Origin of the sequence: Pseudomonas sp. EpS/L25, assembly GCF_001512295.1 — a bacterium.
Lineage (GTDB): Bacteria > Pseudomonadota > Gammaproteobacteria > Pseudomonadales > Pseudomonadaceae > Chryseomonas.
The window spans coordinates 277,654-295,673 of record NZ_LNUP01000015.1 but is presented as its reverse complement, the minus strand read 5'-3'; the positions used below and the strand labels follow the sequence as shown (position 1 = coordinate 295,673).

Below are 18,020 nucleotides of genomic sequence, written 5' to 3'. Positions count from 1 at the left end.
GTCCGCCGATGCGGCCGCTCCTACAGAGACACGATGCCCCCGTAGGAGCGGCCCATGGCCGCGATAGATATCCACCTCCGCGGTCCCGTCCGAAAACGGCCAGTCGCGCCTCCCGGGCGGTGCTAACCTGCCGCCATGAACGCCTTCCCCGACATTCCCGCCTTCGAACGTGCCCGCCTCGCGCGAGACCCGCGCTTCGATGGCCTGTTCTACACCGCGGTGCTCACCACCGGCATCTATTGCCGGCCGGTGTGCCCGGCGCAACCGCCACGCCCGGAGAACGTCAGCTACTACCCCAGCGCCGCGGCCGCCGAAGCCGCCGGCTATCGTCCCTGCCTGAGGTGCCGCCCCGAACTCTCTCCCGCCGGCGGCCATTGGCAGCGCGGCGACGCCACCCTGGCGCGTGCCCTGCGGCTGATGGACGAGGGTCTGGACGACGGCGGCCTGCCCGCCCTCGCCGCCCGCCTCGACCTCGGCGAACGCCAACTGCGCCGGCTCTTCGTCGAGCGCCTGGGCGCCGCGCCCCTGGCGGTACTCACCACCCGCCGCCTGTTGTTCGCCAAGCAGCTGCTCAGCGAGACCCGCCTGCCCATCACCGAGGTGGCCCTGGCCGCCGGCTTTGGCAGTCTGAGACGCTTCAATACCGCCTTTCGCGACGCCTACGGCCTGGCCCCCAGCCAGCTGCGCAAGGGTCAGGCAGCGGCTTCGCCGGTGCTGGTCCTGCGCCTGGCCTATCGTCCGCCCTATGACTTCGTCGCCCAGCTGGATTTCCTGCGTGGCCACGCCTTGCCCGGCGTCGAGGTCCTGGATGACCACAGCTATGCGCGGGTGATAGGCACGCCCGAGCAGCCGGGCTGGCTGCGCGTCTCGGCCTGGGACGCCGATACGCCGGCGCTGCGCCTGGAATTGCATGGCGCTGCGCCTGGCGAGCTACAAGCCGCCGTAGCCCGCATCCGCCGCATGTTCGATCTGGACGCCGATCCCCAGGCCATCGCCCAGGGCTTGGCGGTCGACCCGACCCTGGCCGATCTGGTGGCACGCCGGCCCGGCCTGCGCCTGCCCAGTGGCTGGGACGGCTTCGAGATCGCCGTGCGCGCCGTCATCGGCCAGCAGGTCAGCGTGGTGGCGGCCACCACCATGACCGCCCGGGTAGTGCAGCGCTTCGGTCGTCCCTGGGGTGAGCCCGGTCACGAGGCCAGTCGCCCACCCGCCGGTCTGCACCATTTCTTTCCCACGGTCGACGCCCTGGCCGATGCTGCCCTGGAAGACCTGACCAGCCTCGGCCTGATCCGCGCCCGCGCCGGCACCCTGGGCACCGTGGCCCGGGCACTGCGCGCCGGCGCGGTGGACTTCGATACCGGTCGCACCCTCGACGACTTCGCCCGCCGCTGGATCGCCCTCAAGGGCATTGGGCCCTGGACCGCCCAGTACATCGCCCTGCGCGCCCTCGCCCATCCCGACGCCTGCCCGGTGGAAGACCTGGTGTTGCAGAAATGGCTGGCGCCCCCGGGCGAACGCCTGACCGCCAAGGCCCTGTACGCCCGCGCCGAAGCCTGGCGACCCTGGCGCGCCTACGGGGTGATGCAGGTCTGGCGCGAGGCCACCTGGAAGGCACCTGCCGACGCCCCCGCCGAACCCGTTCCCACCCGTCTCGCCAAGGAATCGCCGTGATGATCGCCTACTGCCTGCTGGATAGCCCCATAGGAACGCTCACCCTGGCCGCCGACGACAGTGGCCTGCGCGTGGTGGAGTTTCCCGAGAATCGCTATCTGGCCAAGCGCGATGCCAGCTGGATCGCCACCGACCATCCGATCCTCGACCTGGCCCGCCAGCAACTCGGTGAGTATTTCGCGGGGCATCGCCAGACCTTCGACCTGCCCCTGGCGCCGCGTGGTACGCCCTTCCAGCTGGAGGTCTGGCGCGCCCTGGCCGAGATCCCCCATGGCCAGACCTGGAGCTACGGCCGGCTGGCGACCCACGTCGGCCGCCCTCAGGCGATGCGCGCGGTGGGCGCCGCCAATGGCCGCAATCCCTTGCCCATCGTCCTGCCTTGCCATCGGGTGATCGGCGCATCCGGCGCCCTCACCGGTTTCGGCGGCGGCCTACCGACCAAGCAGTTCCTGCTGGAATTGGAAGGGGCACTGCCGCCGCCGCGTGACCTGTTCGCCGCACTCTAGACCGCCACTGCGCAAGAAATCGCCTGTGAAACCGCTCTAGAATGCGCAATCCAGCGCTTGAAGCGGTGCCCAGTCGCTGAGCAGAATCCGGGCTTTCGATTCGCAAGGATGCGATGCGATGTTCAGCCCGGCCAATGCTCCGCCCTTCACCCTGACGCTGGAAGGCGTCGCTCACGATTTCCAGATTCTCGCCTTCGACGGCAGCGAAGCCATCGGCCAGCCCTACCGCTTCCAGCTCGACCTGGTCAGCGAAAGACCCGACTGGCCACTGGAGCAGTTGCTGCACCGCCGCGCCTACCTGGGCTTGACCCCGGGCGGTGGCATCCATGGCCAGATCGCCGCCGTCGCCCAGGGTGATTCCGGCCAGCGCCTCACCCGCTATCGCCTCGACCTGGTGCCGCGGCTCGCCTACCTCGCCCACCGCGTCAATTCGCGCATCTTCCAGCAGCGCAGCGTCCCGCAGATCCTCGCCCAACTGCTCGCAGAGCACGGCATTCTCGAGGGTGACCACCGCTTCGCCCTCGGCCCCACGGTCTATCCGCCACGCGACTACTGCGTGCAATACGGCGAAAGCGATCTCGCCTTCCTCAATCGCCTATGCGAGGAGGAAGGCCTGCACTATCACCACGAACACCGCCCCGATGGCCATGTGCTGGTGTTCGGCGATGACGCCACCGGTTTCCCCCGCCTGGGCGCCACCCGCTACCTGCCCGGCAGTGGCCTGGTGGCGGACGAACCCGTGGTCCGGCGCTTCGCTGTCACCTTGCGGACCCGCAGCAGCGCTGCCACCCTGCGCGATCATGACTTCCTCAAGCCGCGCCTGCGGCTGGAAAGCAGCGCACAGGCCACCATTCAACCGGCACTGGAGCATTACGGCTTTCCCGGCCGCTTCACCGACCGTGACACCGGCCAGCGTCTGAGCGGCCGACGCCTGGAACGCCTGAGGGCCGACGCCCACCAGGCCAGCGGCACGAGCGACCAGCCCAGTCTGGTGAGCGGGCATTTCCTACCGCTGGAAGATCACCCACGCGGCGACTGGAACCAGCTCTGGTTGCTGACCGAGGTTCGTCACCAGGGCCGGCAGCCCCAGGTGCTCGAAGAAAGCATCACCAGCGCCGATAGTCGCCTGCAGGACGACGGCTTCCGCCAGGGTTATCGCAATACCTTCGCCGCCATCCCTTGGTCGGTACCCTTCCGCCTACCGCTGCGCCATCCCAAGCCAAGGTTGCTAGGGGCCCAGAGCGCCGTGGTCACCGGACCGGCTGGTGAAGAGATCCACTGCGACGCCCTCGGCCGGGTCAAGGTGCAATTCCACTGGGACCGCGAAGGCCAGGCGGATGAACGCACCAGCTGCTGGCTGCGAGTCGCCAGCGGCTGGGCCGGCAACGGCCATGGCGCCCTGGCCGTGCCGCGCATCGGCATGGAGGTACTGGTGGGCTTTCTCGAAGGGGACCCCGACCAGCCTCTGGTCACCGGCTGCCTCTACCATGCCGAGCATCGTCCGCCGCTGGAACTGCCCAAGGACAAGACCCACAGCAGCTTCAAGAGCCTGAGCAGCCCCGGCGGCGGTGGCTACAACGAACTGCGCATCGAGGATCGCCAGGGCCAGGAGGAGATCCACATCCACGCCCAGCGTGACTGGGACGAACGCATTGGCCACGACCACCGCAGCGAGATCGGCCACGAGCGGCACCAACGCATCCGCGCCAACAGCTACAGCGAATTTCACGCCGAGGAACACCGCATCACCCACGGCGAACGCCGCACGGAGGTCCGCGCCGACGACCACCTGAACATCGGCGACAGCCAGCACCTGCGCCTGGGCACCGGCCTGTTCGTCGAGGCCGGTAGTGAGATCCGGCTCCAGTCCGGGCAGAAGATCGTCCTGGAGGCTGGCGTCCACCTGACCCTCAAGGCCGGTGGCAGCTTCATCCAGCTGGATGCGGGTGGCGTCACCTTGGTGGGAGCGAGCATCAGGGTGAATCCCTGAGGACCTGTTCACGATCTGCTGCGCGTCGGCCAAACGGCATTGCAAAGACCCTGGAAGGCCAGCCCCGCCTGGGCGGCCCCGCCGGAATGCTCATTTACCACTCGCAAACTCGCGCGCGACTTCCTCAGGTGTTTTCGTGGGGCCGCCTAGGCCTTGTTTGGCTCTAGCTCGCGAGATCGTGAACAGGTTCCGAGGGCCGCGAACTATCCCTCCGCTGAATGTCAGCCATAAAAAAGCCACGCAGCAGCGTGGCTTCTTGCCCTGCAACCCGCGAGCCTTAGTCTTCCAGCAACTCGCCGGCCACCGCCAGGACGTTGTCCAGGGTGAAGCCGAAGTGCTCGAAGAGCGCGGCGGCCGGAGCGGATTCACCGTAGGTGTGCATGCCGATGATGCGACCGTCGAGGCCTACGTACTTGTACCAGAAGTCGGCGATGCCGGCTTCGATGGCGATGCGGGCGCCGACTTCCACCGGCAGCACCTGCTGGCGGTACTCGGGGCTCTGGCGGTCGAAGACGCTGGTGCTGGGCATGGAGACCACGCGCACGTTGCGCCCTTCGGCGGTCAGGCGCTCGTAGGCCTGCACCGCCAGGCCGACTTCGGAGCCGGTGGCAATGAAGATCAGCTCGGGTTCGCCCACGCAGTCCTTGAGCACATAGCCACCGCGGGCGGCGTTGCCCAGGGTGGCTTCGTCGCGCACGCTGTGGGCCAGGTTCTGGCGCGAGAAGATCAGGGCGCTGGGGCCGTCGCGACGCTCCAGGGCCGCGGTCCAGGCGATGGCGGATTCCACCGCGTCGGCCGGACGCCAGGTGTCCAGGTTGGGGGTGTAGCGCAGCGAGGCCAGTTGCTCCACCGGCTGGTGGGTGGGGCCGTCTTCGCCGAGGCCGATGGAGTCGTGGGTGAAGACGTAGAGCACCCGCTGCTTCATCAGGGCGGACATGCGCACCGCGTTGCGGGCGTATTCCATGAACATCAGGAAGGTGGCGCCGTAGGGCACCAGGCCGCCGTGCAGGGCGACGCCGTTCATGATGGCGCTCATGCCGAATTCACGGACGCCGTAATGCACGTAGTTGCCGCTGGCATCTTCGGCGGTGACGCCCTTGGCGCCCTTCCACAGGGTCAGGTTGGAACCGGCCAGGTCGGCGGAGCCGCCGAGCAACTCGGGCAGCAGCGGGCCGAAGAACTGCAGGGCATTCTGGCTGGCCTTGCGGCTGGCGATGGTCTCGCCCTTGGCGGCGACTTCCTGGATGAAGGCGGCGGCGCGCTGGGCGAAGTCGGCAGGCAGGTCACCGGCCATGCGGCGCTTGAACTCGGCGGCCAGTTGCGGATGGGCAGCGGCGTAGGCGGCGAAGCGACCGTTCCACTCGGCCTCGGCAGCGGCACCGCGCTCCTTGGCGCTCCACTCGGCGTAGATGTCGGCGGGAATCTCGAAGGGCGCATGGGACCAGCCGAGCAGTTCGCGGGCGGCCTGGATCTCGTCGTTGCCCAGGGGGGCGCCGTGGCACTCTTCCTTGCCCTGCTTGTGCGGCGCGCCGTAGCCGATCACGGTCTTGCAGCAGATCAGGGTGGGCTGGTCGCTCTTGCGCGCGGTGTCCAGGGCGGTCTTGATCTCGTCGGCATCATGGCCGTCGACGTTGCGGATCACCTGCCAGCCGTAGCTCTCGAAGCGCTTGGGAGTATCGTCGGTGAACCAGCCTTCGACCTCGCCATCGATGGAGATGCCGTTGTCGTCGTAGAAGGCGATCAGCTTGGACAGGCCCAGGGTGCCGGCCAGGGAGCAGGCTTCGTGGGAGACGCCTTCCATCATGCAGCCATCGCCCAGGAACGCGTAGGTGTGGTGGTCGACGATGGTGTGGCCGTCACGGTTGAACTGGGCGGCCAGGACCTTCTCCGCCAGGGCGAAGCCCACGGCGTTGGCGATGCCCTGCCCCAGCGGACCGGTGGTGGTCTCGATGCCGGGGGCGTAACCGTATTCGGGGTGGCCCGGGGTCTTGCTGTGCAGCTGGCGGAAGTTCTTCAGGTCATCGATGGACAGGTCGTAACCGGACAGGTGCAGCAGCGAATAGATCAGCATGGAGCCATGGCCGTTGGACAGCACGAAGCGGTCGCGGTCGGCCCACTGGGGGTTGCCCGGGTTGTGCTTGAGCTGATCGTGCCAGAGCACCTCGGCGATGTCGGCCATGCCCATGGGCGCGCCGGGGTGGCCGCTGTTGGCTTTTTGCACGGCATCCATGCTGAGGGCGCGGATGGCGTTGGCTCGATCACGACGGCTGGGCATTGCGGTGTCTCCTGGCAGAGGCAGAGCGAAGGGGTCGTCATTCTGGCCCAGCCAGGGCACTTCCAGCAATCGACGCTGTCGCCTCAAAGCCTGTTCAAGGTCTGCCGGGCGGCGTTGAAAAGCCCCTGGGCGGCCCCATCGCAATGCTCATTTGCCACGCGTAAACCCGAGCGCGGGTCCGATCCGCTTTTTCAGGCCTTTTCGTGGGGCCGCCTTAGGCCTTGCTTTCTAGCTTGCGAGACGTTGAACAGGCTCTCAGCCGGCCGGGCAGACCGTATCGCCATTGGCGACGAAGGCGAGGGCCACCGGTTCGATGCGCTTGGCCAGTTGCGCCAGCGCCTGGCGATGGGCGAGCACGACCTCGGCGTAGGACGCGCCTGCCGGCTGCTGGATGCGACTGCCGCAGGTGAGCATCCGCTCGCCTCCCGGTTCGGCCAGGCGCAGCGTCCAGAGCGCGTCCTGCTGTACCCGGCGTCCCGGTATCGACTCGAAGCGCTGCACGTCCACCTTGATGCGCAGCACCGGTGCGCCAGCGCCGCGCGGGGCATCGCCCAGGTCCAGGGTGCCCAGGTCCGCGGACAGATCGGCCGACAGGGCACCGCGGATCTCGTCGGCCAGTGGTGCGATCCAGCGCTCGTTCTCCAGCAGGGCGATGCCGTCGCCCTGGCGGATCACCAGTTGCGGCTGGTCGACCTGGGGCGGTACCGAGACGCCCTGCAGGGCGAAGCGGAAGGTCGCCGCGCGCCCACCCGATTCCGGCTCGGCCGCACTGGTCAGGGTGTGGTAGTTGAGCGGCGCCTTGGCGGCGCAGGCGGCCAACAACAGGGGCAGGGCCAGGCAGGTCAGGCGCTTCATGGCAGTTTTCCTTTGGCGGGATCGCGGGAGCCCGGTTCGAGCTTGGGCGGCGGATCGGTCACCAGACCACGGATCAGGGATTCCGGATGGCGGCCGAGGTAGTCGCCGAACACGCGCAGGGAGCGGGCCATGCGCTGCATTTCCTCCAGCGTCTGGTTCAGGTTCTGCTGCACCGGCGAATCGGCGCCCAGGCTCTGGCTGGCGCTGCCGGTCAGCTGCTGCACGCCCATCAGGGTGGTGGTCAGCTGCGGCAGGACGCCGGCGTTGAGCTGCTTGAGGGTGCCGCCGAGCTGCGCCAGGCTGGTGTCGAGGTTCTTGCCGATGGAGTCGAAGGGGATCTTGTCGATCTTGTTGACGATACCGGCCATCTGCTCCTGCAGGCGGTCGAAGCTGCCGGTGACGGTGGGGATCACCAGTGGCTTGGCCTGGGGATCGAAGGCCACCTTGGGCGCGCTGGGCACGAAGTCGATGGAGATGTACAGCTGCCCGGTCAGCAGATTGCCGGTCCGCGCCTGGGCACGCAGGCCGCGGGCCACCCAGCCGGCGAACAGCTTGCCATCGCGATCCTTGGCCTCGATGCGCTTGCCGACGTCACCCAGGCGCTGCGGATAGATGACCGCACCGACGATCAGCGAGAAGCGGTCCTGGGCGTCTTCGTAGTCGGGGGTCAGGGAGACCACCCGGCCGACGTTCATGCCAAGGAACTCCACCGGCGCGCCGGTCGAGAGCCCGCGCAAGGACTGCTGGAATCTCATCCGTACATAGAACGGCTCGCCATCCGGCGGCGCCAGGGCGCTGGTCTGGTCGTCGAACAGGGTGAAGCTCTGGTCTTCCTGGGCTTCCTGCGGATCCCTGGGCCATTCCGGCGTGACGAAGGCGATACCGCCCGCCACCACGGTGGCCAGCGACTGGGTATTGAGCTTGAGACCGGCGGCGCTGAGCGAGACATCGACGCCGCTGGCGTTCCAGAAGCGGGTGTTGACGGTGACGAAGCGGTCATAGGGCGAGTCGACGAAGATCTGCGCACTGACGCCCTTGCCATCCGGGTTGAGATGGAAGGACACCACCCGACCGACCTGGATGCGGCGGTAATAGACCGGCGAGCCCACGTCCAGCGAGCCGATGTCGTCGGCCGTGACGATGAATCTCCGGCCGGAGGCGCCGTGGATGAGCGCGGGAGGCTGCTCCAGGCCGCGGAAGTCGCGGCGCGACTCGGTGGAGTCGCCAATGTCGGCACCGATGAAGGCCCCCGACAGCAGGGTATCGACGCCCGACACGCCACTCACGCCGAAGCGCGGGCGCACCACCCAGAAGCGGGCATCCTGGGTGGCGAAACCCTCGGCGGACTTTTCCAGCTCGATGGTGGTGATCACGCGATTGCGATCCGGCGCCAGGCGAATGTCGCTGACGGTACCGATCACCACGTTCTTGTACTTGACCTGGGTCTTGCCGGCTTCCAGGCCCTCGGCGGTGAGGAAGGTCACGCTGATGGTCGGCCCGCGGGAGGCCCAGCTGTGCACCACCATGGACAGCCCGATCAGGGCCGCCACGATGGGCACCAGCCAGATCAGCGATACGCTCCAGCGACTGCGGCGTACCTCGGGGGTAGGCGCCAGGGCGTCGGGTTCATGCCTGTCCGTCATCGTTCACCTCTGCATCCCAGATCAAGCGGGGATCGAAACTCATCGCGGCGAGCATCGTCAGCACCACCACGAAACCAAAGAAGACGATGCCCAGGCGCGGCGCGGCCGAGCTCAGGGCACCGAAATGCACCAGGGCCGACACCAGAGCGACCACGATGACGTCGAGCATCGACCAATAGCCGATCAGCTCGACGAAGCGATAGAGCCGGGCGCGCTGGGCGGTCGCCCAGTCGCTGTGTCTCTGGCAGGTCACCAACAGGGTACCGAGTACCAGGAACTTGATGGACGGCACCGCCACGCTGGCGATGAAGATCACCAGGGCGACGCCCCAGGAGCCGTTCTCCCAGAACTCGATCACCCCTTCGAGAATGGTGCTTTCCGCGCCACGGCCCAGGGTACCGGTATACATCACCGGCAGGGTGTTGGCCGGGATGTAGAGGATCAGCGCGGCGATGAGGTAGGCCCAGGTCTTGGCGTAGACGTTGGGCTTGCGGCGGTGCAGCGCCGAGCCGCAGCGCGGGCAGCCGGCCTTGTGCCGACGCGGCGCGGTGCAGACCTTGCCGCAGACATGGCAGAGGCAGAGGCCGAGTTCGTCGGCCCGCGGTGGTAGTTGCGGCGCGGTCATGGCTCGCGCTCCCCGACGGCGTCCCACAGCGGATGCAGGTCGCGCTTGGCGATGACCAGCAAGACCACCATCAGGCCCACCATGCCGAACAGCCCCACGCCCACCACCACGTGGAGCAGGCCGGCGAGCTTGATCACCGCCACCAGGGCACCCAGCACGAAGACCTCGATCATGCTCCAGGGCCGCAGATAATGCAGGGTGACCATGGCCGTGGCGAAGCCGGGCGCACGGTAGCCGGCCAGGGCGAAACCGAGCACCCAGAGCAGCAGGACGATTTGCAGAAGGGGCACCACGAACAGGGTCATGGCCACCACCAGCGCCATGGGCCCGGCGAAGCCGCTGCTCATGGCGACGATGGATTCGAGCAGGGTCGCCTCGCTGTGCAGGCCGCGAAAGCTCAATTGCAGGATGGGCCCGACATTGGCGACGACGAACAGCACCGCGGCGGCGCAGGCCAGGGCCAGCAGCCCCTGGATATCGAGCCGGCTGGCGCGGTGGAGCAGCGCGCCGCAGCGCAGGCAATGCGCCCGCTCGCCTGCCGCGAGGGGTTCGAGGCGATGCACCGAGTCGCAGTGCTCGCAGATCACCAGGCGAGTGCCGGGTGCGGGCGCGGAAGAAGACGGTGGCTGGACGGACATGAGACGACCTGGATGGCGCTCCCTGGACGAAGTCTGCAACTTTGACGCACGCGCGGCGCCGGAGTTACCACATGGGATAGCGGTAGGCGAACCGGACGCCGCTGGCATCTTACCTACATCTCCGCAGGTATGCCTGCCCCACTATCGTCAGACAAGTATCAAAACTTTTTGATGCTTTTCTTGCGAGCACCGGGACGGGTCTCTAGACTAGCGCCCCATGACCCAGCTACGTGTACCGGCGCTCGGCCGAGACCAAGGTGACACCCTCGCCGCCCTGTGCAAGGCCGGCGGCGATCCCTTGCGCCTCAACGTCCTGCGCGCCCTGCACAGCGCCTCCTTCGGCGTGCTGGAACTGGCGCAGATCTTCGCCACCGGCCAGTCCGGCATCAGCCACCACCTCAAGGTGCTGGCCCAGGCCAACCTGGTGGCCTCCCGCCGCGAAGGCAACGCCATCTTCTATCGCCGCGCCCTGCCCCGCCTGGGCACCGTAGGCGGCGCGCTGCACGCTGCCCTGCTCGAGGAAGTGGACAGCCTGGAGCTGCCGGACGCCGTCCAAGCGCGCATCGGCGAGGTGCATGCCCAGCGCGCGTCGGTGAGTCGCGACTTCTTCGCCCGGGTGGCGGACAAGTTCCAGGCCCAGCAGGACCTCATCGCCAGCCTGCCGCAGTATCACGACGGCCTGCTCAGCCTGCTGGACGCCCTGGCCCTGGACCCCCGCGGTTGCGCCTTGGAAGTGGGGCCAGGCGATGGCGCCTTCCTGCCGGATCTGGCCCATCGCTTCGCCCGGGTGATGGCGGTGGACAACAGTCCGGCGATGCTCGAACTGGCCCGCCAGTGCTGCCAACGCGACGGCCTCGACAATGTCGAACTGTACCTGGGCGATGCCCTTACCGAATCGACGCCCCAGGCCGACTGCGTGATCCTCAACATGGTCCTGCATCATCTCGCGGCACCGGCGGAAGCGCTGCAACGCCTCGCGCAGCGCGTCGTGCCGGGTGGCAGCCTGGTGATCACCGATCTCTGCCCCCACGATCAGGCCTGGGCGCGCGAAGCCTGTGGCGATCTCTGGCTTGGCTTCGACCAGGACGAACTGGCGCGCTGGGCCCAGGCAGCCGGCCTGCAGGCCGGCGAGAGTCTCTACCTCGGCCTGCGCAACGGCTTTCAGATCCAGGTGCGGCAATTCGCGCGTCCGGATCAGGGAAACACCCCGTCATGAGGCTAACTGGCCAGTGGCGGGCGGACAGCGGCGCCCCCAGGCGTCATGTCCAATACGCAAACTGCTGTCTCGACCGGCCTTCGGGCCCTCACCCCTTGGTAATTTAGGAACCGTTCGATGAGCGAATACTCCCTGTTCACCTCCGAGTCCGTCTCCGAAGGCCATCCGGACAAGATCGCCGACCAGATCTCCGACGCCGTACTCGACGCCATCATCGCCCAGGACAAGCACGCCCGCGTGGCCTGCGAGACCCTGGTCAAGACCGGTGTGGCCATCGTCGCCGGTGAGGTGACCACCTCCGCCTGGGTCGACCTGGAGCAACTGGTGCGCGACGTCATCGTCGACATCGGCTACGACAGCTCGGACGTGGGCTTCGACGGCGCCACCTGCGGCATCGTCAACATCATCGGCAAGCAGTCGGTGGATATCGCCCAGGGCGTCGACCGCAGCAAGCCGGAAGACCAGGGCGCTGGCGACCAGGGCCTGATGTTCGGCTACGCCTGCAACGAGACCGACGTACTGATGCCCGCGCCCATCACCTTCTCCCACCGCCTGGTGGAGCGCCAGGCCGAGGCGCGCAAATCGGGCCTGCTGCCCTGGTTGCGCCCGGACGCCAAGTCCCAGGTGACCTGCCGCTACGAGGGCGGCAAGGTGGTCGGCATCGACGCCATCGTGCTGTCCACCCAGCACAACCCCGAGGTCAAGTACGCCGACCTGCGCGAAGCCGTGATGGAGCTGATCGTCAAGCACGTCATCCCCGCCGAGCTGCTGCACAAGGACACCCAGTTCCACATCAACCCGACCGGCCAGTTCATCATCGGCGGCCCGGTAGGTGACTGCGGCCTGACCGGCCGCAAGATCATCGTCGACAGCTACGGCGGCATGGCCCGTCACGGCGGTGGCGCCTTCTCCGGCAAGGACCCGTCCAAGGTCGACCGCAGCGCTGCCTACGCCGGTCGCTACGTGGCCAAGAACATCGTCGCCGCCGGCCTGGCCGACCGTTGCGAGATCCAGGTGTCCTACGCCATCGGCGTGGCCCAGCCCACCTCCATCTCGATCAACACCTTCGGCACCGCCAGGATCAGCGACGAGAAGATCGTGCAGCTGGTGCGCGAGCACTTCGATCTGCGTCCCTACGCCATCACCACCATGCTCGACCTGCTCCATCCGATGTATCGCGCCACCGCGGCCTACGGCCACTTCGGCCGGCATCCGCAGGAAATCACGGTGGGTGACGACACCTTCACCACCTTCACCTGGGAACGTACCGACCGCGCCGCTGCCCTGCGCGCCGCCGCCGGCCTGTAAGAACCTATTCACGATCTCGCGAGCTAGAGCCAAACAAGGCGCAACGACCAACGGGAGTAACAGCCAACGGCTGGCCCGTAGGGTGAGCGCCAGCGAATCAAATGGCTGAGGAAGCGGATCGGACTCGCGCTCGGGTTTACGAGTGGTAAATGAGCATTGCGACGGGACCGCCCAGGTGGGACCGGCCTTCCAGGCCATTTTCAACGCCGTTTGGCCGACGCGCAGCAGATCGTGAACAGGTTCTAAGACGCCCCCTTGGCAAAAAGCCCCGGTCACCTCAGGTGCCGGGGCTTTTTGCTGGGACTGCGAAAGACGTCCCGCCGTTTTCTTGCGACAGTCCACAGCTCGGCACGCTGCATGCAACCTCTGGGCGTGCGGAGGTCAGAATGCCTCGTCCGCTTCAGGAGTCCGTTCATCCATGTGGCTGTTCATCACCAATTTCGGCGATTCTTCGGTGATGCTTCCCTGCGCCCTGCTCATCGCGCTCTGGCTGCTGGCCGGGCTCTCGGCGCGGGCGGCGCTGCTGTGGTTGCTCCTGTTCGGTGCCGCGAGTCTTAGCGTCGCCCTGTCCAAGATCGCCTTCTTCGGTTGGGGCCTGGGTATCCCGCACCTGGACTTCACCGGCTTCAGCGGCCACTCCATGCTGGTGGGCGGCATCCTGCCGATCCTCGGCTGGCTGCTGGCCAGCCGGGCACGCCCCGCGCTGCGCCTGACTGCCGCCGCCCTGGGTGCCGTCTGCGCCCTGCTCATCGCCATCTCGCGGGTGGTACTGGGCTACCACTCGATCTCCGAAGTGGTGACCGGCCTGCCCATTGGCTACGCCACGAGTGCCAGCCTGCTGTGGCTGCTGCGCGGCCAGGAGGTGGTCCTCAAGCCCCGCCAGGCGGCCTTGGGCGCCAGCCTGCTGCTCCTGCCGCTGTTGTTGCTGCACGGCACCAACGCCCCGACGCAACGGGTGCTGGAACGCCTGGCGGTGAAGTTCGCCGACGAGCAGAACCCCTGGACCCGCGCCCACCAGCGCGCCGGGGTGGCACCGCTGCAGAACTGACGCGGACAGGCGCGGGCCAGACGGTGGCAGGCGGGGCGATGCCAGCGTTACCATGGACGCTTTCGTCTTCTCCGTAGTCCCCTGGCGCGTTCTTTCGCGCCTCGAGCGAGAGCCCCGCCCATGAGTTTCTGGCCCTTCATCACCAACTTCGGCGACGCTGCCGTGATGCTGCCCTGCGCCCTGCTCATCGGTCTCTGGCTGGCGCTGGGCAGCGGTCTGCGCGCCCTGCTGCTGTGGTTCGGTCTGTTCGCCCTGGCCTGCCTGCTCACCGCCGCGACCAAGATCGCCTTCTTCGGCTGGGGCATCGGCAGCCGGGAACTGGACTTCACCGGTTTCAGCGGCCACTCCATGCAGGCCGCCAGCGTCTTGCCGGTGCTGGCCTGGCTGCTGTTCGGGCAAGGTCGCCTGCGACCCCTGGCTCCCTGGCTAGGCGTCGGGGCCGCCGTGCTGGTGGCCTACTCACGAGTACGCCTGGGTTATCACTCGCCGTCCGAGGCCATCACCGGCACCCTGCTCGGCCTGGTGGTCGCGGCGCTATGCCTGCGCCTGCTGCCGGCCCAGGTCCTGCTGCCACGGCGCCAGACGCTCGTCCTGGTGGCGAGCCTGCTGCTGCCGCTGGTGCTGCTGCACGGGCGGCGCGCGCCCACCCACGACTTGATGCAGGATCTGGGAACCCTGGCCGCCGGCAGTGATCGGCCTTACACCCGAGCCGATCTGCACGCTCGGACATCGTCGCCGATAAACTAACCAGGTTCGTCTAGGCTCCTAAGTGTTATCGGGAGGACGGTGCACGCCAGGCGCGCGCCGTCAGGACTGTCGCTCGCTATCGCCTGGAAGACCAAGATGCGCCCACGACGGATGCTGCTGTTGCTGCTCTGGCTAGTCGGCCTACCGCTTCCGCTGGTGGCCGACCCCCTGCGGCTCTACACCTGGGAAGGCTATTTCAGCGACACCCTGCTGCAACGCTGGGCCAAGGCCAATCCGCCGCTGCAGGAGATCCATTTCGACAGCAGCGACGTGCGCGATGCCACCCTGGCGCGCGGCGATGCCGCTCTCGACCTGGTGGTGATCAACGAGGTCAGCGCTACCCGCCTGGGCCGCGATGGCCTGCTGACCCGCATCGATTCTCGGCGAATCGCCCATCTGGCCGAGATCGATCCGCGCTGGCGCAGCAGTTGCGGTGACTATGCGGTGCCCTATGTCTGGGGCACCCTGGGCCTGCTCTACCGCGCCGATCGGCTGACTCGCCCGCCGGACTCCTGGCAGGCGCTGCTGCAACCAGAACCGGCCCTGCACGGCCGCATCGCCATGCTCGAGGATCACGACGACCTGCTGGTCGCTCCCCTGCTCACCCTGGGCGGCGCGATCAACAGCGACGATGCCGGGCTGCTCCGGCGCAGCTTCGACCTGCTCAAGGCCCAGGCACCCGCGGTGCTGACCTATCAATACGTGGTCAGCGCCCTGCGCAATCCGGCCTACAGCGACCACATCGACCTGGCCCTGGGCTACAGCGGCGATCAGCACCTGCTCAATGCGGCGACGCCCGGACAGCCCTGGCGCTTCGTCACCCCCCACGAGGGCAGTCTGCTGTGGGTGGACTGCGTGGCGATACTCAGCAGCTCCACGCACCAGGCTGCTGCCGAGCGCTTCATCGATTTCCTCAACGAGCCGCGCAACGCGCTGCTGGCTTCCACGGAACTGCACCTGGCGACAGCCAACGCCGGCGCCGTACGGCTGCTTTCCACGGACCTGCGCCAGGATCCCAGCCTGTTTCCACCTGCCGAGGTACTCGCCCGCAGCCAGACCTTCCAGGAAGGTCCCCCCGACACCTTCCAGACCCGACAGCGCATCGGTAGCGCCTTGGTAGGCCGCCATGAATCTCAATAGGCGCGTCCTGCTGCTGATCCTGCCGGTCGCGCTGCTCTGCAGCCTGACCTTGGTCGGATTGGGCTACAAGATCCAGCGCGGGGCAGTGATCGGCCTCGAACGCTCGCGCCTCAACCACGACCTGGCGGCGCTCGAAAGCGCCTACCGCGAATACGATCACTTCAGCCGTAACCTGCTCTATGCGCTATCCAGCAGCGCGGCCCTGGGCAACTTCCTGCGCCAGACCGACGTGCCCTATCGCAACGAAGCCCTGGGCATCCAGCTGCAATTGGCAATACGGCAGTTGGCCGGCGCCGATGCGCCCAGTCGGATCTCCCTCACCATCGCCCGGCCCGATCTCAGCCTGGCCTACTACTACGAACGCAGCGACGACCCCTTCGCCCAACTGAGCACCGTCCAGCGGCAGTTGCTCGAGCGGCTGGTACGCGAGTCGGACGGCCCCCAGGAGCGGCGCGACTATCTGACCGACGAACAGGGCCGGCCGCTGCTGGTGGCCACCACCGCACTGCTGCCCAGTACGGCCGGGCCGCCGCTGTCAGGCCAGCGCGACCTGGCGATGACCCTGCAACTGGCGGTGAGCCCGGACCGTGTGGAAGCCCTCCGCCGAGCCCTGGAGCAGAGCTATGGTGCCCCTCCGGCATTCACCCGCACACCGCCCCGCCAGAGCAGCGACTTCACCGTCGTCAAGCGCCTCTCGCCCGATCTCTATGTCCACCTGACCCCGGACCCCGAGCAGTTGAGCCGGCAGCTACGTCACCTGGCGATCGCCTACTTCGGCGGCGGTCTGCTCGTGACCCTGGCCTGCATCCTGGTGCTGGTGGCCCTGATCAGGCGCTACATCACCCGGCCCATCGCCCGGCTGGACAGTCAGCTCACCGAGGTGCTGGAAGGCCAGCGCCAGGCGCTCGAAAACAGCGAGGAACCCGGCGAGATCGGCCACCTGGGCGCCAACATGAAGCGCCTGCACGACAGCAACCTGGCCATCCTGGCGCGGTTGCGCACCGCCCTGCGCACCGATGTCCTCACCCAGATCGGCAACCGCCGCTATTTCCAACTGATGGGCGAGTCCTGGCTGGCGGAAAAGCCGGACGGTCGTGCCATCGCGCTGCTGTACTTCGGGCTGGATCATTTCAAGTTGGTGAATGACAGATTCGGTCACGAGGTAGGTGATGAACTGCTGCAGGCCGTGGCCCAGCAGACGCAGCTGGCGGTCGCGCCCTATCGCGAAGGCAACGAGGTGGTCCTCACCCGCCTAGCTGGTGACGAATTCGCCATCCTGCTGCGCGGCCAGAAGGCAGCCGACGATGCCCTGGCACTGGGCGAGCAGCTACAGCGGCACTACGACAACGGCACCCTGGTCGGCGAACGACGCTATGCCGTGACCCTGAGCCTCGGCCTGGCCGCCCCCGAGGCCCCGCTGGATCTGGCCGACCTGCTGGCCCAGGCCGACCTGGCCCTGAACCGGGCCAAGAGCGAAGGCGGCAATCGCCTGGTGCATTTCACCGCGGAGCTGGCAGCGCGCCAACGCCGTCAGGACCTGCTGGACGAGCATCTGCGCCAGATGAATCCGAGCGAGGAATTTCACCTCGTCTACATGCCGGCCGTCGACAGCACCGGCCAGGTGCGCTCCGCCGAAACCCTGTTGCGCTGGAATTCGCCCCGCCTGGGCGCCGTGTCCCCGGCTGAGTTCATTCCCATCGCCGAACGCCAGGGGCATTTTCGCTGGATCGACCGCTGGGTGGTGGACCAGGCCTGCCGTGAGTACCCGGCCCTGCAAGAGGTGCTGGGCGACGGCCTGGTACTGTCCATCAACCTGTCGTCCGCGCAACTGGAGCAGGCCGATATCGTGCCCTACCTCTGCGAACGGGTGCGTCACCATGGGGTCGATCCAGGCCGCCTGGAGCTGGAGTTCACCGAGACCTTCGCCGCCGAATTGAACGAGCGAACCCTGGCGCTGCTGCATGAATTGCGCGCCGAGGGCTTTCGCGTGGCCATCGACGATTTCGGTGTGGGCTACACCTCCATCCAGCAGGTCACCGACTATCCTGCCGACACCATCAAGTTCGACCGCCTGATCGTCGAGCGGCTCAGCCAACCCGGCAACCAGGCCAGCCTGGACGCCCTCGTCGCCTTCTGCCATGCCCGCGACGCCCAGGTCATCGCCGAAGGGGTGGATACCGAACTGAAGCAGTTCTGCCTGCAACAGGCCGGCTGCGATCTGCTGCAGGGCTTTCTGGTCTGTCCGCCGCGGCGCCTGGATGAGTTGCGCGACTGGCAGCGCCAACGGCTAGGTGATCTCAACCGGGTCTAGCACAAGTGGATGGCCGGCTGTCGCAAGGCCAGTGGGCCATCCGAGGG

At 67.5% G+C, this 18,020-nt stretch carries 14 protein-coding genes; 9 read left to right on the top strand and 5 right to left on the bottom strand.

Features of this window, described 5'->3' with window-relative positions; all coding sequences use genetic code 11:
* Positions 1 to 135: 135 nt before the first annotated feature.
* The 3 genes from AR540_RS17940 to AR540_RS17930 all read left to right on the top strand — a co-directional run bounded on the left by AR540_RS17940 (position 136) and on the right by AR540_RS17930 (position 4,167).
* A complete protein-coding gene (locus tag AR540_RS17940) occupies positions 136 to 1,671 on the top strand; it encodes a DNA-3-methyladenine glycosylase 2 (RefSeq protein WP_059230610.1) in 1,536 nt (511 codons plus the stop codon).
* Positions 1,671 to 2,177 (top strand): methylated-DNA--[protein]-cysteine S-methyltransferase, encoded by a 507-nt coding sequence (locus AR540_RS17935; protein WP_059230608.1) that lies wholly within the window; start codon positions 1,671 to 1,673, stop codon positions 2,175 to 2,177. Before AR540_RS17940 ends, AR540_RS17935 begins: the two co-directional genes overlap by 1 nt.
* Before the next feature lie 118 nt (positions 2,178 to 2,295).
* Positions 2,296 to 4,167, top strand: a complete 1,872-nt coding sequence (locus AR540_RS17930) for a type VI secretion system Vgr family protein (RefSeq protein WP_059230606.1) — start codon at positions 2,296 to 2,298, stop codon at positions 4,165 to 4,167.
* Between the two features lie 277 nt (positions 4,168 to 4,444).
* Here the strand turns inward: AR540_RS17930 and tkt are convergent, their stop codons facing one another.
* From tkt to AR540_RS17905, 5 genes are all read right to left on the bottom strand, one after another.
* Positions 4,445 to 6,442, bottom strand: coding sequence for a transketolase (gene tkt, locus AR540_RS17925; RefSeq protein WP_059230605.1), 1,998 nt, complete (start codon positions 6,440 to 6,442; stop codon positions 4,445 to 4,447).
* Between the two features lie 255 nt (positions 6,443 to 6,697).
* Positions 6,698 to 7,297, bottom strand: a complete 600-nt coding sequence (locus AR540_RS17920; protein WP_059230603.1) for a PqiC family protein — start codon at positions 7,295 to 7,297, stop codon at positions 6,698 to 6,700.
* Complete coding sequence (locus AR540_RS17915) at positions 7,294 to 8,940, bottom strand: PqiB family protein (RefSeq protein WP_059230601.1); 1,647 nt, start codon at positions 8,938 to 8,940, stop codon at positions 7,294 to 7,296. Before AR540_RS17915 ends, AR540_RS17920 begins: the two co-directional genes overlap by 4 nt.
* The gene (locus AR540_RS17910) at positions 8,924 to 9,565 is read right to left on the bottom strand and encodes a paraquat-inducible protein A (RefSeq protein WP_059230599.1); all 642 of its coding nucleotides are present in this window, start codon (positions 9,563 to 9,565) and stop codon (positions 8,924 to 8,926) included. Before AR540_RS17910 ends, AR540_RS17915 begins: the two co-directional genes overlap by 17 nt.
* A complete protein-coding gene (locus AR540_RS17905) occupies positions 9,562 to 10,203 on the bottom strand; it encodes a paraquat-inducible protein A (RefSeq protein ID WP_059230597.1) in 642 nt (213 codons plus the stop codon). The genes AR540_RS17910 and AR540_RS17905 overlap by 4 nt, the downstream gene beginning before the upstream one ends.
* Positions 10,204 to 10,420: 217 nt before the next feature.
* Here AR540_RS17905 and AR540_RS17900 point away from each other — a divergent pair, with 217 nt between their 5' ends.
* The 6 genes from AR540_RS17900 (at position 10,421) to AR540_RS17875 (ending at position 17,973) form a co-directional block, all read left to right on the top strand.
* Positions 10,421 to 11,419, top strand: a complete 999-nt coding sequence (locus AR540_RS17900; protein ID WP_059230595.1) for an ArsR/SmtB family transcription factor — start codon at positions 10,421 to 10,423, stop codon at positions 11,417 to 11,419.
* Positions 11,420 to 11,536: 117 nt separating this feature from the next.
* On the top strand, positions 11,537 to 12,727 hold the full coding sequence (gene metK / locus AR540_RS17895) for a methionine adenosyltransferase (RefSeq protein ID WP_059230592.1): 1,191 nt from the start codon (positions 11,537 to 11,539) through the stop codon (positions 12,725 to 12,727).
* Positions 12,728 to 13,145: 418 nt separating this feature from the next.
* Positions 13,146 to 13,775, top strand: coding sequence for a phosphatase PAP2 family protein (locus AR540_RS17890; protein WP_059230591.1), 630 nt, complete (start codon positions 13,146 to 13,148; stop codon positions 13,773 to 13,775).
* Positions 13,776 to 13,895: 120 nt separating this feature from the next.
* Complete coding sequence (locus tag AR540_RS17885) at positions 13,896 to 14,522, top strand: phosphatase PAP2 family protein (protein ID WP_059230588.1); 627 nt, start codon at positions 13,896 to 13,898, stop codon at positions 14,520 to 14,522.
* A 96-nt stretch (positions 14,523 to 14,618) separates the two neighbouring features.
* The gene (locus AR540_RS17880; RefSeq protein ID WP_059230586.1) at positions 14,619 to 15,662 is read left to right on the top strand and encodes a polyamine ABC transporter substrate-binding protein; all 1,044 of its coding nucleotides are present in this window, start codon (positions 14,619 to 14,621) and stop codon (positions 15,660 to 15,662) included.
* Positions 15,649 to 17,973 (top strand): putative bifunctional diguanylate cyclase/phosphodiesterase, encoded by a 2,325-nt coding sequence (locus AR540_RS17875; RefSeq protein WP_059230584.1) that lies wholly within the window; start codon positions 15,649 to 15,651, stop codon positions 17,971 to 17,973. Before AR540_RS17880 ends, AR540_RS17875 begins: the two co-directional genes overlap by 14 nt.
* Positions 17,974 to 18,020 lie beyond the last annotated feature (47 nt).